A 14499-nucleotide genomic window follows, 5' to 3' on the forward strand; every position below is an offset into this window, starting at 1 on the left:
AGGAACTACTCCTGGTTCTTGAGCGCGCCCTCGAGCCGTTCCACCTTGCCGGTCAGTTCACCCGAGTAGCCGGGGCGGATATCTGCCTTGATGACCAGGGAAACACGGCTGCCATAGCGCCCCACCGCCTCCGTGGCGCGTTTCACGACGTCGAAAACTTCGTCCCATTCACCCTCGATGGTGGTGAACATGGAGTCGGTCTGATTGGGAAGTCCGGACTCCCTGACGATCTTCACCGCGGCAGCCACGGCGTCGTGGACGGAGGCGTCTGCGTTGGGTGAATCGTTGGGAGCGGAAGCGGGCTGGCCCGAAGGGGCTACTGAGAATGCAAGCAACATGAAAACCAGTGTTTCACGTACCGGTTTGTCATATAACAGCCTACTCCCGCGTAACCACTGGTGATCAGCGCTCCATTGCTAGTCTGGGCAGCATGGAACTGCCCTCCGAACGCAAGCCCCTCAGGGCCGACGCTGCACGCAATGTGGACAAAATCATCACCGCGGCACGTCAGTGTTTCCGTGAACACGGCCCCGAAGTGCCCTTGCAGACCATTGCCGCGACGGCCGGGGTAGGTCCCGCAACCCTTTTCCGTAACTTCTCCGACAAAGAACAACTGGTGCTTTCCGCCCTGTCCCGCGAGCTTCGCCAGCACGCGGATCCGGTGGCCCAGGAGGCCCTGGACGGCATGGACGCCGCCGAGGGGCTCATGAAACTCATCGACGCCGTGATGCGCGTGGCAAGCGATGAAGCCAACCTGCTCAGCGCCGTCGCCGGCCGCCGCGGGCTCCTGGTGGGCATCACCCGAGGGCTCATCGACACCATGGCCACGCTGCTGGAACGCGGACAGGGACAGGGTTCCCTGCGCCGTGACATCACCATCGAAGACATGGTGCGGCTCGTGGCCATGCTCATCGGTTCGGTGGACACCATGGAACCTGGCTCCGAAGCGTGGAAGCGTCCGCTGGCGCTGATGGAAGACGCCATCCGCACCGAGCGCCCTTCACGCCCTCTGCCGGAGCAGTCGGACATTCCGGGCGTTTCCTTCGAAGCTGTTTAGGACCCGGAGCGCCTAGCCCCAGCCGATCAGCCTCAGCAAGGCCGCCGCGGCCGCGCCGGAGATCACCACCACCAGGAACGGCGCCCGGAGCAAAAGCGCGACGGCGGCAGCCACCAAGGCGCCCATGCGGGCGTCGAGCACCAAACCCTGACCGGAAGCGACGGCATTAACCACCGTCAGCGACGCCAGCAGGCCAATGGTCATGGTTCCCGCGATGTGCATGATCCGCGGGCTCTTCAACAGCTTTGCGGGGACAAAGTAGCCCACCAGCTTGGTCAGGTAGGCCAGCGCACAGGCGATGGCGATCCACAGCCAAAGATTCATTCCATGCCGCCTTCCCGCTGTGCCCGGCCATCTGCTCTTTTGTGGTTCTGCCTGTTTTCCGGGTACGGATCGATGTCCGGTTCCAGGCCCTCATCCATGCGGGCGTGGCTGAACCAGCCGATGACCCCGGCCACCAGCGCGGCCACCAGGATAGGAACGCCGGAGGGGACGAACGGGACGGCCAGGATGGTGGCCAGTGCGCAGGCAGCCGCAATCGCCCATGGTTCACGGCCCTTCAGCCGGGGCCAAAGGAGGGCGAGGAAAGCGGCAACCGCCGCTCCATCGAGGCCCCACTGCTTTGGATCGCCCATGGCATCGCCTGCAAGCGCTCCGATCGCGGTGAAGATATTCCACAAGACGAATATTCCAATGCCAGCGGTCCAAAACCCCCTGCGCTGCTCGTCCACGTCCGATTGGCCGGACGCCGTGGCCGTGGACTCGTCGATGGTGATGTGCGCTGAGACGTAGCGCTTCCATCCGCCAGGACGCAGCATCGCGTTGATCTGCATGCCGTAGATGCCGTTCCTGAGACCGAGCAGGGCGCTGGCCGTCATCGCTGCCACGCCGGAACCGCCGCCGGCCACCAAACCGATGAACGCGAACTGCGAACCGCCGCTGAACAGCAGCAGGCTCAGCACCATGGTCTGCCAGAAATCGAAGCCCGAAGCCACGGACAAGGCTCCGAAAGAAACTCCGTACAGGCCCGTCGCAATGCTCAGTGATAGAGCGATCTTGAAGGCCGGTGAATCCCTGAGCTTCACTTCCGCAGGCTCCACGACCACAGGATCAGCGGAATCTGCAACGGCAGGCGCAGGGTGTGGATCCGTCGCTCCTTCTGTGAGCCGTACGGACCATAGGCACGTCGCAACGCGTCAATATGCCCGGCCAGGAATGCTGCGAACATCGCAGTGGTGCCGTCCGCGGCAGCCTTGCGGGTAGCCGGAATCAACAGGCCGACGGCGGCAGCCGCCTCCAGCAACCCGGAGGAGGCGATCCATTCCTCGCGGGACATAACTGCCAAGGGGCCATTCGGTGCACCGCCCGGCTCGTCATTCCGGCACAAGTATTCCGGCACAACGGGGTTGTAGAAGGAGGGTGTCCGGAAGTGCTTCATGGCGCTGGCCATCAGGAGCGCGCTCAAACCTATGGCTGAGAGGGTATGAGTTGCCTTGGGTGACCAGCGAAGTGACATGAGACCACTCAATCACAACGGCCGCGAGGCCCGCCAAAGTTTCGTCTATCTGCTGGGCACGCTTAACTGTGCCAGGACCTGTGCTGGCCGGTTGGTGGTGATCTCGTGGATGCCCAAGCCCTGGCACAGTGCAACGTCTTTCTCGGAGTCCACTGTCCACACCCGGAAAATACGCCCGGCATCCAACCACCGCTGCACGTTCCGGGCATGTTCCCGCACATAGTCGATGCCAGGACCAGCGATGCCCGCCTCGCCTTCGTCCAAAACGCGTTCGGCTTCCTGCTGGGCTGCCTTCAAGACGTTGGCTACGGCGCCGGCCGTGATGGGGCCCAGTCCCAGCTCGTCGCGCAGTTCCTGGACCGTGAAGTTGTCCACCAACTGGCAGACATGCCCGGCAGGTACGTCTTCCAGCAGGCGCTGCACGGAATCCGTGTCGAAACTCATGAAGGAGACCTGGATGTTGTCCACGCGTGAATCCATGGGGGTCCAGCCCTCAGCCGCCAACAGATCCAGCACCCGCTCCTCAAGCTTCAGCTGGTAAGGACTGGGGTGCTTGAGCTCGATGGCCAAGCCAATCTCACGGTCGGCTCCGCGAAGGATGTCCAGGAGCTCCGGCAACGTCAGGAACTGGTCCGAGATCCCACCGTAGGCCTCGGGAATCCTGGCACCCTTCCATGACGAGAAGTCCAGTGCACGGAGTTCCTCCAAGGTCTTGTCCGCCACGGTGCCTGTGCCGTTCGAGGTGCGGTCCAGAGTGGCGTCGTGCAGCAACACCACGTGCTGGTCACGGGTGAGGTGGACATCGCACTCCACTCCGTCGGCGCCGTCGGCGATGGCCTTCAAATATGCGGCACGGGTGTGCTCGGCGAAGGCAGCACTGGCACCGCGGTGCGCGTAGACCCTGGGGCGCGGGGAGTCGAAGGATTCACTGGTCATGCAGCCACGGTAGCCCACGCGCCTGCACGCACAGCGCTAGTCTGGGCTAATGCAGGTGAACTCTGAACAAATCCCAGCCGAAGACGTCACCAACCAGCCCCAACCAGCCCCCACCACAGGTACGGCTACCCCCAAAGCGCGTTCCGCCGTCGTCGGTCTTTCCGATGGTGACTTGGAGAAGGCGGCCGCGCTGCGCCGCATGAAACGGCTGGCGTTGTCCCTGCTGCTGGTCATGGCCGTGATCTTCCTGTTCGCGTTTGCGCTGCAGAAGCAGTATCCGTGGCTCGAGTACGTCCGGGCCGCGGCCGAGGGCGGCATGGTGGGTGCGTTGGCCGACTGGTTCGCGGTCACGGCGCTGTTCAAATACCCCATGGGACTCAAGATCCCCCACACCGCCATCATTCCCCGCCGCAAGGACCAGATCGGTGAATCCCTCAGCGATTTCGTGGAGAGCAACTTCCTCTCGCAGGAAGTGGTCCAGGACAAGCTCGCCAGCATCGACATCGCACGAAAGGCCGGCACCTGGTTGTCCCGCCCCGGCGGCCCGGAGCGCGTGGCCAAGGAAGGCGGCGCCCTCATCCGCGGTGCGTTCACCGTCCTTAATGACGACGATGTCCAGGCAGTCATTGAGGGACTGGTCCGCAAGCACCTGCTCACCCCGCCGTGGGGTCCGCCCGTCGGACGCATGGCTGAGCGGATCTTCGCCGACGGGCACCACCATAAGCTCGTGGACCTGCTGGTGGACCGGGCCGCGGACTGGGTGGATGCCAACCACAACACGGTCAACCGGCTCGTCTCGGACCGCTCGCCGGTCTGGGTGCCCACGTTCGTGGACGGGCTGGTGGGCGACAAGGTGTACGTGGAGCTTCTGAAGTTCGTCCGCGCAGTGCAGAACGACCCCAACCACCAGGTCCGCCAATCCATTGACACGTACCTGACCGACCTTGCCCAGGACCTGCAGCACGACCCCGCCATGATCGAGCGGGCCGAGGCCATCAAGGCCCAGATCCTTGGAGACCCCGAGGTCCGCGAACTGGCGTCCCGCACGTGGGGAACCGTCAAGAACGCCTTGCTGACCGCCGTCGACGATCCCAACAGCGAACTCAGCCAACGGTTCAAGGGCGCCGTGCGCGACTTCGGCGCCCGGCTGGTCAACGACGCCGAACTGGCCGGGAAGGTCAACGCGTGGATCGGGGATGCTGCCGGTTATCTGGTGAACACCTACCGCTCAGACATTGCCGGGGTCATCTCGGACACGGTTGCCCGCTGGGACGCCGAGGAAACCTCACAGAAGATCGAACTGCAAGTGGGCAAGGACCTCCAATACATCCGGATCAACGGCACCGTGGTGGGTGCCCTGGCCGGACTGCTGATCTTCACGGTGGCGCATCTGATTTTCGGGTAGGACCAGCGGATTTTCTCACCAAGGCCCATTTTTGAGAAAATCCCGCACCGCCATTCTCACCCCAGCAGATGCACCATCTGCCCGGGCCGGGCCTGCCCCAGGGAATCCAGGTCCTCGTCCCGCACCACGGCGATCACCGGCGAGTCGCTCGTCGCCGGATGGTCTGCGAGGGCGATGACGGGAAGGCCCGACGGCGGCAGCAGGACTGAGCCGGCCACCAGCGGTTGGGTGCCGGGTGCCGGAGACCCCTCAAAGGACAGTGGCCGTCCTCCCAGCCGGGCGCCCACGCGGTCCGACTCCGGCGAGAGAGTCCACGGTTCCGTGGTCAACCGAAGCCAGGTGCCGGCGTCGTACGATTGCGCGTCCGGTCCGGGCGATACCCTGGCCACCACGGGCCGTTCCGCATCCAGGGCACGCCGGGCGGGCTGGTTCACGGCGGGGAAGCCGTGTCCGTGGGGGCGGCCGAACGCAAGGGTGCGGCCGGTATGGAGGGCATCCGGCTGGGGTTCGATCCCGCCCTGGACGGCAAGGTAGTAGCGGATCCCGAACAGTGCGCGTCCGAACTCCAGCACGGCACCTGGAGCCACCCGCACGGCTTTGTTCATGGCCAGCTCGGAACCGTTGAGCCTGACCAAGCCCTCTGCGCCCGTCACGACGATGGCCGTGCCGGTGACAAAACGCAGCCGGAGCCCACCCACCAGCGCTTCAAGGCCGGGAGCCGAATCGGGATTCCCCAGCAAGGCGTTGGCCAAGGCGAGGGACGCCCGGTCCAAGGCCTTGTCAGGAGGCACAACCAGGGTCAACGCGCCGGGATCCATCACTATGGCACTCATCGGGCCTCCTTTGGCTGCAGTCCGAACACCAGACTAGGCGAACGCCTGGATCTCCACACCCGCCTTTTCGAGGCCGTTGCGGACGGCGGCGGCCATCTCGACGGCGCCAGGCGTATCTCCATGGATGCAGAGGGAATCGGCCTTCACGGAGACCACCGTTCCGTCCTGGGCCACCACTTCGCCGCGGGTGGCGATCCGCACGGCTTGGGCCACTACGTCGGCGGGGTTGTGCAACACGGCACCCTCCTGTGAGCGCGGCACGAGCGTCCCGTCAGCAAGGTAGGCCCGGTCCACAAAGGCCTCCCGGAAAACGGGGTGCCCCGACTCTTCGGCGCGATTCAGCCAAACGGAGTCCGGCAGGCCGAGCACGGGGAGCCCGGGATCATAAGCGTGGACAGCGGCAACCACTGCTTCCGCCTGCTCCGGATCGTGGACGATCCGGTTGTAAAGGGCACCGTGCGGCTTCACGTAATCCACGGAAGCGCCGACGGCGTGGGCCACCCCATCCAGCGCACCAAGTTGGTAGAGGACATCGCCGAAGAGTTCATCAAAGCTCATATCCAGCGAGCGCCTGCCGAAGCCCGCGAGGTCACGGTAGCCGACATGCGCGCCCACCCGGACGTCCAGGTCGAACGCGGCCCGGCAACTGTCCAGCATGGTCAGCGGGTCTCCGGCATGGAATCCGCAGGCTACGTTGGCGCTGCTGACGATGCGGAACATCGACGCGTCGTCGCCCATGGTCCAGGAGCCGAACGACTCTCCGAGGTCAGCGTTGAGGTCCACTGGTACCGCCTTCCAGGATTTGGTTTTTCGCATTGGTCGGCAGCAACTCGCCGGGAACGGTTGCAGGCAGGGCGCCGAACGCTTCCTTGGCCGTGGCGACGACTGCCCGGCCCATCATGAGGTTGCCGGCACCGCCCACCACGGCGCCAACCCCGAAGGGCAGCGCACGACCCAGGAACGCCGAGCCCTGCTTCTTCACAAGGTTCTTCAGGAATGCCCGTTGGATCGCGTCCCGGATGACACCGAATCCGCTGCCCGGAATCTTCTTGGTCAGCGTCCGTCCCCACGCGTGGGTCACGCCTTTGCCGCGACCCAGCGATTGCCCGCTTAGCGCGCCCAGCAGCGACGTCCCTTCCTCGCCGAGCATGATGGCCATGACCATGGTGCGCGCGCGTTCGGGATCGGTCAGCCGGATGCCGTGCAGTTCGGCCAGAGACGACGCGTACAGTGCAGTGGTTTCCAGGAATCCCACGGTGGCCAGGGCGGAAAGACCCAGCGACGCCGCGGTTCCCAGTCCGGGAACGACGGCGATGGCACCTACCCCGGCTCCCCCACCTGCCACTGCGGTCAGGTAGTCGCGTTCCAGCTTGGCGGCCAGTTGGTCGGGCGTCGCATGGGGGTGCCTTCGCTGCATCCTTTTGAGATTCGCGAGGACCAGCGGGCGCTGTACTTCCACGGCTTTCAGCAGCACGTTGTGGACGCCTGGCTTGGTGTTGCCTTGGGCGTCGAACACTGCGTTGTGGGCTGTTTCCTGGGCGATTCGTACCGCCGGGTTGGGTCGCTTCGGCATGTTCACAGCCTATGCCACAAGACAGGGCCCCGGCGTAGACTGAGGGCATTCACGGAAGCAGGTCCACCCACGGACAGGGAGTATCCGTCATGAGCGCAACCGACAAGCCAGAGCACGTCATCAGGCACCATACAGACGCCCCGGCCGAAGGCGAGACGGACGGGTGGGTGGCGCACGACGTCGGTCTCCACAGCCAGGATCCTGCCGAAGGTCCGGATATTGACGACGGCGACGCCCCGCCGTCGGGCGCTTCATAACTGACACCCCTCCCGCGCCTGCGCGGGCGCCCCTCCCCCGCCGGCTTTCCCAGGTCTAGGCTGGAGTGATGGTGGCTCTGAGGGCGCTGCGTCCTTTCGCACACCGGGAATTCCGTGTGCTGATTTCCGCGTTGTCCATCTCGATTTTCGGCTCCGGCATGTGGGCCGTCGCCATGGTCTACGAGGTGATCCACCTTGGTGGAGGTCCGCTGGAACTGTCCTTGGTGGCAACGGCAGCGAGCATCGGCCTGGTGGCCTTTGTGCTGTTGGGCGGGATCGCGGCCGACCGTTTTCCGCAGCGCCTGCTGATCATCGCGGTGGAGGGTGCCAACCTCGCCGTCATCGCCACAGTCTCCCTGTTGGCCATGCTCAACGTCCTGCAGTTGTGGCACCTGGCTTTGGGAGCCTTCGTGCTGGGCGTTGGCCAGGCGTTCTTCTTTCCTGCCTATTCGGCCATCCTGCCCCGAATACTGCCCGCCGAGGACCTGTTGGCGGCGAACGGGATGGAAGGGACCGTCCGGCCCATCCTCCAGCAGGCAGCTGGCCCAGCCCTGGCCGGCATCATTGTGGCATCTTTGTCGCCCGCGTTTGCCGTGGCCGGGGTTGCCGTGTGCCACTTCCTGGCGTTCGGCATCCTTAATTTCCTGAGCCGGCAAACCTTGGACGCCCGCGGGGTGGCCCCGGCTGAGGGCCCCACCGAGTCATCCTTCTTCTTCGATCTCAAAGAAGGGTTCACCTACACCCTGCGAACCCCGTGGCTGTTGTGGACACTCATTTGGGCGTGCCTGTCCGTGCTGTTCCTGATCGGTCCCATCGAGGTGCTGTTGCCGTTCGTGGTCCGGGACCAGTTGGGTGGCGACTCGAGGATGTTCGGGTTCCTGCTGGCCATCATGGGCGTTGGCAGCGCTGTCGCTTCGCTGACCACGGCTTCGTTCCCCCTGCCACGGCGCTATTTGACGGTGATGGTAGTGACGTGGGGACTGGGAAGCCTTCCCGTTGCTGCGATTGGCTTCATTACCGAGTTCTGGTGGTTGGGCGCGGCGATGGTGGTGTTCGGCGTGACCGAGGGGATCGGCGTGGTCATCTGGGGGACGCTGTTGCAGCGACGCGTACCACCGCATCTGCTGGGCCGGATTTCCAGCCTGGATTTCTTCGTCTCGCTGGCTTTGATGCCCGTGTCCATGGCCTTGGCCGGTCCGGTTGCCGAGGTGGTGCCGATCTGGCTGATCTTCTTCGTGGGCGGTTTGGTTTGCCCGCTCATGGCATTCCTGGCGCTCTTCGCAGCCCGCATGACCAGCGACGAGATCGCCCATCCGCTGACCTCGGACACGGTCTCGGCCGAATCGCCGGACAGCCAGCCGGACGCGGTGTAGGGGCGCTTCCTACGCACCCGCACCCGCCCTACCAACCCCACGGCACACTCTCCGCGACCGTTCCCGCCCCATGCACCCGCACCCGCCCTGCGCACCCACACGGAACACCCATCGCACCCATAGCCGCTCCACGCACCCGCAAGAATGGGCGCGATCGGCGGGAACGGGTGCGCCCCCGGATTGGCGAGCGGGACCACGGGCGCGATCGGCGGGAACGGGTGCGCCCCCGGATTGGCGAGCGGGACCACGGGCGCGATCGGCGTGAACGGGTGCGCCCCCCACGCACCCGCACCCCCAGGGAACATCCATCGCACCCATAGCCGCTCCACGCACCCGCACCCGCCCTGCGCACCCCCAGGGAACGTCCATCGCACCCATAGCCGCTCCACGCACCCGCAAGAATGGGCGCGAACGGCGGAAACGGGCGCGCCCCCGGACTGGCGGGCAGGACCACGGGGGCGATCGGCGTAAACGGGTGCGCCCCGCACTGGCGAGCGGGGCCACGGGCGCGATCGGCGGGAACGGGTGCGCCCCCGGACTCCGCGGCTGGCCTACGCCCGAGCTGGGCCGGTGGTGCTGCGAACCACCAGGTGCGGGGTCCGCACCTGGTGCGCCGCCGGCGTCGGGCTTTCCAGGCGGTCAATGGCGCGTTCGACGGCGGCACGCGCCAAGAGCGGCGCGTCCTGGCTGATCGACGACAACTGGACGTAGCTGAGCCGCGCGAACTGACTGTCGTCATAGCCGAGGACCGAGACGTCCTCCGGAACGCAGAGTCCGGCGGCCCTGAGGCTTTCGAGTACGCCGAGTGCGCAGCGGTCGTTGAAGGCGATGATGGCCGTGGGCGGGTCCGCACGGAGCTCATGCCCTGCGCGCAGCCCGTCCTCTTCCGTGGGTCCACCGGCCACGGTCCGGGGCTCCAGACCCCGCCTGAGCATTTCTGCGCGGAAAGCCTCGCGGCGCTGCGGACCGGATACGGTACTGCCGCCGTCGACGTGGACTATCCGTTCGTGTCCCAGCGAGGTGAGGTGTTCGATCGCGATACGGATTCCCTCGAAATCGTCGCTGCTGACGGAATCCAAGGCCTCGCCAACATCGTCCCGGAGCAGGCTGACCACGGGCACCCGCGCGGCATAGCCCGCCAGTTCGGCCTCTCCGAGCAACGGCGAAATCAGGATCAGGGCCTCGCAGCCGAGGTCAAGGAGTGATTCGACGGCCCGTTGTTCCGGGCGGCCGTTGGCCACAGCGCTGAGGGCAATGTCATAACCGCGTTCGGTGGCGCCGGCGTAGGCCGCGTCCACGATTTCGGCATGGAAGGCGTGCGCCGTGGAGAAGCTGATGCCCAGGAGCCTGGTCCGGCTGCTGCGAAGGAGCCTGGCACGGCTGTCCGGGCGGTATCCGAGGTGCCGGGCGGCTTCCTGGACCTTGAGCCGGGTGGCCTCTGACGCACCGGGAGCATCGCGCATCACGATGGACACGAGCGCGCGGGAAACCCCGGCCGCTTCAGCGACGTCCATCAGTGTGGGGCGTTTGCCTGCCATGTCCCTCCTCCGCCGGAGCCAGTCTATAGAACGATCCAAGACAGCCCCTTGCGGACTTTGAACGTGCGGCCGGTCGCGACTCAGACGACCGACCGCACTTAGCCCGGTTATCCGCAGTGACGGCGCCCCGGGCGGGCCCCAGAACCCGCCACATCCATCACTGCTAACGCAACGTTGCCCGCGGAACTGCGTCGAAAAGGGCGACAACACAGATTGCGATGCAACGACATAGGCACTGGATATGTGCAGACCCCTCCTGAAACGTGACGGGTGGTTTCGAAAAAAGTTTTCGGCAGCGGATTACGGTCAGCGGCCCGGGTAGACCATGGCCTTGAGCTGCCCCGCTTCCTTGCCTGCGCGCAGTGCCGCCTCGGCTTCAACGAGCCCGAATTTCCCGGTAACAAGGATGTCCAGGTCCACCTTGCCGTCAGCAAGGAGCTGGATCGCCAGGGGCCACGTATTGGTGTACCGGAACACGCCGGACAGCCAGATCTCCCGGTTCTGGATATGCGACACGGGAAGTTCCACGTCGTCGGCGCCAAGACCCACCAGGATGACACGGCCCGCGGGTCCCACTGCCTTGATCCCGGCACGGACAGCGGCAGGTGCGCCGGAAGCGTCAATGAAGGCATCGACGTCGAGCCCTTCCACGCTGTCCGTCTTTGCGTTCAGGGCGTGGGTGGCACCATGCTCCAAGGCGAAGGCCAGGCGATCCTCCGCGACGTCCGTGATGTGGATTTCGGTGGCCCCGAACGCCCGCGCCGCCTGCGCTGCGATGATGCCGATAGGCCCGGCACCCGCGATCAGGACCCTGCTGCCCGGCCTGACCTCCGCGCGCTGGCAGGCCCACAAACCCACGGACAGCGGCTCGATCAAGGCCGCGGCGTCGTCGCTCACCGAGTCCGGGATGGCGTACGCGAAGTCGCTTTGGATGGCGACGTACTCGGCGAACGCACCGTCCACCGGCGGGGTGGCGTAGAACTCCATATCGGGGCACAGGTTGTACCTGCCGGCCTTGCACAGCGTGCAGCTCCGGCATGGCCGTTGGGGCTCGACGGCGACCCTCTCACCGATGCGGACGGGATCCACAGCGGTTCCGACGGCGGCAATCCGCCCAGACAGTTCGTGGCCGAGGATCAGCGGATGCTCCACCACGAAATCACCGATCCGGCCGTGCTCGAAATAGTGGACGTCGCTGCCGCAGACGCCCACAGCGGCCACCTGGACCAGGACCTGGTCCGGCTGCAGCTGCGGTACGGGGAGTGTCGCCTGGCTCATCGCTCCCTGGCGCTGCAGGATCGCGGCACGCATGGTGGCAGGCATGTGGGGATGTTCCAGCAAGGGCGTCAGTGCACTTGTCATTTCGGGAGTTCCTTTGGCGCGTTGGATTTTCCTCAAGGCTAGGCAGCCGGGGCGGGGACAACTAGCGCCGGAAGTACGCCATACTGATACTTATTTGCCACGGACCGGAAGGATTGCCATGTCCGCTCGGATGCCCGCGCTGCTCGCCGGCAGTCTGGTGGGACGGCAAGCGGTGCGCGAAGTGGTGCCCGCAGACCCGCACCACTCCGTGCGCTGGCACCAGCATGATTGCCCGAGCCCATTGGCGCGTTGGAATTACCACCCCGAGTACGAGATACACCTGACGAGGGCGGGTCCCGGCAAGTTCATCGTGGGCGACTATGTGGGCACGTTCGAGCCCGGCAATGTGGTGCTGGTCGGACCGGGCCTCCCCCACGACTGGGTGAGCGACCTGGAAGCCGGCCAGGTCCAGATGAACCGCGACGCCGTGATCCAGTTCGAGGGCGCGTGGGTTGCCCAGGCGTCACTCGTGGTGCCTGAATTGGCGCAGATCAAGCCCTTGCTGGAGGAGTCCGCCCGCGGGATCGAGTTCCTGGGAGCTGCGGCCGTTGATGCGGCCCGGGCCATCGAGGCGATGGGAACATCCACGGGCCTGCGACGCCTGCAGCACCTGGTGGACCTGTTCGGCATCCTCAGTGCGGCTCCTGCGGGTGAACGGCGCCATCTCGCGTCGGAGTGGTTTCAACCGCAACTCGACGGCAAGGCCGCCGCCGTGGTGGAAATCGTCCTGGAGTACGTTTTCGCGCATCATGCCGGCCCCCTCTCCATGGGCGAAGCCGCCGCCTTGGTGGGCATGGGTGAGCCCGCCTTCTCCAAGTACTTCAAGCGGGCAACCGGGCAGAACTTCAGCGACCTGGTCAGGAAGCTGCGGCTCGCCCACGCCCGCCGGCTCCTGGAGCGGACTGACAAAGCAGTATCGGATATCTGCTACGAGGTTGGCTTCACCAACCTCTCCAACTTCAACCGGCACTTCCTGCGCGACACGGGCCAAACGCCCAGGGAATTCCGACGGCGGCTGCGCGCCTAGGTGCGCGCGTTTGCCTTTGCCGCAGCACGCCAAGGGCGGGGCACCTCTTCTGAGCTGCCCCGCCCTTGCCAGCGTTCGGGTTGTTCCTGCGCCCGTCTTTCGGGTCTCCTGTTGCGATGGAGTGCAGTTTCCCTTTGCGCTTGCCGGACTCGGGTCCGGCGGTCTCTGCCTGCTACATGATGCCGGTGGGTACCAGCAGCGCCCAGGCCAGTGCGGGGGCCACCAGGACCACTCCTCCTGCGTACATCATGAGCTGCTTGTAGACACGCTGCCTGTCTGAGTCGCGTGCATTGGCAACCACCAGGGCGCCATCGGTAGAGAACGGCGAAACGTCCACCACGGTCGCGGCGATGGCCAAGGCAGCTACGGTTCCGGAAGCACTGAGCGAGCTGGTGGCGAGCAGCGGACCTGCCATGGGAATGAACGCTGTGAGCAGCGCGGTGGAAGACGCAAAGGCGGAACCGACGCCAATGACGTAGCAAAGGACCAAGGCGATCAGCAGGGGCGCACCGAGCGCCAGCGCCATCTCCGCGAGGGTGTCAATCACGCCCACGTGCTGGAGCAGGGAGACGTACGTGATCATGCCTGCCACGAGCAGGACGGTGGACCAGGAGATGCCGCCAATGAAGGTCTTGTGTTCCTTGATGTTGACGAATGCCAGGAGAAGCCCGGCGGACAGTGCAACGAAGCCAATCGGCATGTGGAAGCCAAGGGTGCATACCAGGATCGCCAGGATCAGGACCAGCGTGAGGATTTGCTGTCCACTGGCACGGCCCGCGGGCGGGGTGTCGAGCTCGGCGTATTCATTGGAGTTCTTGTCGCGGAGCTTGCCAAGGAGGGCGAACAACACGATGGTCAGCGCCGACAGGATGAAGTTCAGGGCGAAGCTGGCCAGGAACAGGGCGCCTTGGTCAATGGGGAAATCGTTCTTGTGGGCGATGTCGTGGACGAGGACGCCGGCTACGGACAGAGGGGAAAAACCGCCGGCATGGGCTCCGTTGATCACGAAGGCACCCATGAGGACCGGGTGGATCCTGGATTCGTAAGCCAGGCCCAAGGCTGCCGGAGCCAGGAGGGCAACCGCGGCCGGGCTGAAGGTACCGAGGGCGGTCAGGGCGGCAGCCATGAGGAAGAAGACCCACGGCAGGAGCATCGTCTTGCCCCTGACCATCCGCACGCAGCTTTGCACAATGATGTCGATCGAGCCGTTTCGCTGGGCCATGCTGAAGAAGTAGGTGACGCCGATGATCGTCAGGACAATACTGGCCGGGAACTCTTCGAGGATTTGCTTATCCGTCATGCCCAGGACGAAGTAACCCACGCCGAACGAGGCCACCAGGCCCATCACGCCGATGTTCAGCGGCCACTTGGTTGCCACAACGAACATCACCACCAGGATGACCAGGGGAATGATCTGGGTGGCGGTCATGGTCGGCTCCGATCCCGAGGCAGCCGAGGGATTGCCCATGACACCGCCAAGCAGGAGGGCCGCAAGGCCCAGCACGGTGATGGCAACTGCCGTCACCAGAAGGATACGACGGCGTCGCTTGGGTGGTGCGGACTGGTGTTCACTGACGGTGCTGGGGGCAGTCTTTTCTGGAGTCTTAGTTGTCATGATGCTC

General features: G+C 65.2%; 16 protein-coding genes. 5 read left to right on the plus strand and 11 right to left on the minus strand.

Annotation, left to right across the window (positions count from 1 at the left end):
• Positions 1-5: 5 nt before the first annotated feature.
• On the minus strand, positions 6-338 hold the full coding sequence (locus ACIQTZ_RS05935) for an MTH1187 family thiamine-binding protein (protein WP_397324961.1): 333 nt from the start codon (positions 336-338) through the stop codon (positions 6-8).
• Positions 339-430: 92 nt separating this feature from the next.
• On the opposite strand from ACIQTZ_RS05935, the gene ACIQTZ_RS05940 reads away from it, so the two are divergent.
• Positions 431-1057, plus strand: coding sequence for a TetR/AcrR family transcriptional regulator (locus ACIQTZ_RS05940; RefSeq protein ID WP_402978440.1), 627 nt, complete (start codon positions 431-433; stop codon positions 1055-1057).
• 12 nt (positions 1058-1069) lie between these two features.
• Here ACIQTZ_RS05940 and ACIQTZ_RS05945 read toward each other — a convergent pair whose 3' ends face one another.
• From ACIQTZ_RS05945 to ACIQTZ_RS05960, 4 genes are read right to left on the minus strand one after another with little or no spacing between them, the layout of a single operon-like run.
• Positions 1070-1381: an AzlD domain-containing protein gene (locus tag ACIQTZ_RS05945; protein ID WP_397324958.1), complete on the minus strand. Its 312-nt coding sequence runs from the start codon at positions 1379-1381 to the stop codon at positions 1070-1072.
• Entirely contained in the window at positions 1378-2157 is a 780-nt protein-coding gene (locus ACIQTZ_RS05950) for an AzlC family ABC transporter permease (RefSeq protein ID WP_402978443.1), read from the minus strand. The genes ACIQTZ_RS05945 and ACIQTZ_RS05950 overlap by 4 nt, the downstream gene beginning before the upstream one ends.
• Complete coding sequence (locus tag ACIQTZ_RS05955; RefSeq protein WP_400335625.1) at positions 2139-2573, minus strand: hypothetical protein; 435 nt, start codon at positions 2571-2573, stop codon at positions 2139-2141. The genes ACIQTZ_RS05950 and ACIQTZ_RS05955 overlap by 19 nt, the downstream gene beginning before the upstream one ends.
• 45 nt (positions 2574-2618) lie before the next feature.
• Positions 2619-3509, minus strand: coding sequence for a glycerophosphodiester phosphodiesterase (locus ACIQTZ_RS05960; protein ID WP_402978446.1), 891 nt, complete (start codon positions 3507-3509; stop codon positions 2619-2621).
• Between the two features lie 49 nt (positions 3510-3558).
• On the opposite strand from ACIQTZ_RS05960, the gene ACIQTZ_RS05965 reads away from it, so the two are divergent.
• Positions 3559-4914 (plus strand): DUF445 domain-containing protein, encoded by a 1356-nt coding sequence (locus tag ACIQTZ_RS05965; protein WP_402978449.1) that lies wholly within the window; start codon positions 3559-3561, stop codon positions 4912-4914.
• A 56-nt stretch (positions 4915-4970) separates the two neighbouring features.
• Here the strand turns inward: ACIQTZ_RS05965 and ACIQTZ_RS05970 are convergent, their stop codons facing one another.
• From ACIQTZ_RS05970 to ACIQTZ_RS05980, 3 genes are read right to left on the minus strand one after another with little or no spacing between them, the layout of a single operon-like run.
• Positions 4971-5747 (minus strand): allophanate hydrolase, encoded by a 777-nt coding sequence (locus ACIQTZ_RS05970; RefSeq protein ID WP_402978452.1) that lies wholly within the window; start codon positions 5745-5747, stop codon positions 4971-4973.
• 33 nt (positions 5748-5780) lie between these two features.
• Positions 5781-6530, minus strand: a complete 750-nt coding sequence (locus tag ACIQTZ_RS05975; RefSeq protein WP_402978455.1) for a LamB/YcsF family protein — start codon at positions 6528-6530, stop codon at positions 5781-5783.
• Positions 6514-7320, minus strand: a complete 807-nt coding sequence (locus ACIQTZ_RS05980; RefSeq protein ID WP_400335636.1) for a hypothetical protein — start codon at positions 7318-7320, stop codon at positions 6514-6516. The genes ACIQTZ_RS05975 and ACIQTZ_RS05980 overlap by 17 nt, the downstream gene beginning before the upstream one ends.
• Positions 7321-7409: 89 nt before the next feature.
• Between ACIQTZ_RS05980 and ACIQTZ_RS05985 the strand changes: the two genes are divergently transcribed.
• Complete coding sequence (locus ACIQTZ_RS05985; RefSeq protein ID WP_397324939.1) at positions 7410-7577, plus strand: hypothetical protein; 168 nt, start codon at positions 7410-7412, stop codon at positions 7575-7577.
• A gap of 68 nt (positions 7578-7645) precedes the next feature.
• Positions 7646-8950 (plus strand): MFS transporter, encoded by a 1305-nt coding sequence (locus ACIQTZ_RS05990; RefSeq protein ID WP_402978459.1) that lies wholly within the window; start codon positions 7646-7648, stop codon positions 8948-8950.
• A 551-nt stretch (positions 8951-9501) separates the two neighbouring features.
• On the opposite strand, the gene ACIQTZ_RS05995 is transcribed toward ACIQTZ_RS05990, so the two are convergent.
• Entirely contained in the window at positions 9502-10488 is a 987-nt protein-coding gene (locus tag ACIQTZ_RS05995) for a LacI family DNA-binding transcriptional regulator (RefSeq protein ID WP_402978462.1), read from the minus strand.
• Between the two features lie 306 nt (positions 10489-10794).
• Complete coding sequence (locus ACIQTZ_RS06000) at positions 10795-11850, minus strand: NAD(P)-dependent alcohol dehydrogenase (protein WP_402978465.1); 1056 nt, start codon at positions 11848-11850, stop codon at positions 10795-10797.
• 118 nt (positions 11851-11968) lie between these two features.
• Between ACIQTZ_RS06000 and ACIQTZ_RS06005 the strand changes: the two genes are divergently transcribed.
• The gene (locus ACIQTZ_RS06005) at positions 11969-12877 is read left to right on the plus strand and encodes an AraC family transcriptional regulator (protein WP_402978467.1); all 909 of its coding nucleotides are present in this window, start codon (positions 11969-11971) and stop codon (positions 12875-12877) included.
• A gap of 172 nt (positions 12878-13049) precedes the next feature.
• On the opposite strand, the gene ACIQTZ_RS06010 is transcribed toward ACIQTZ_RS06005, so the two are convergent.
• The gene (locus ACIQTZ_RS06010; protein ID WP_402978470.1) at positions 13050-14492 is read right to left on the minus strand and encodes an SLC13 family permease; all 1443 of its coding nucleotides are present in this window, start codon (positions 14490-14492) and stop codon (positions 13050-13052) included.
• Positions 14493-14499 lie beyond the last annotated feature (7 nt).

The organism is Paenarthrobacter sp. NPDC090520, assembly GCF_044769205.1.
Taxonomy (GTDB): domain Bacteria; phylum Actinomycetota; class Actinomycetes; order Actinomycetales; family Micrococcaceae; genus Arthrobacter.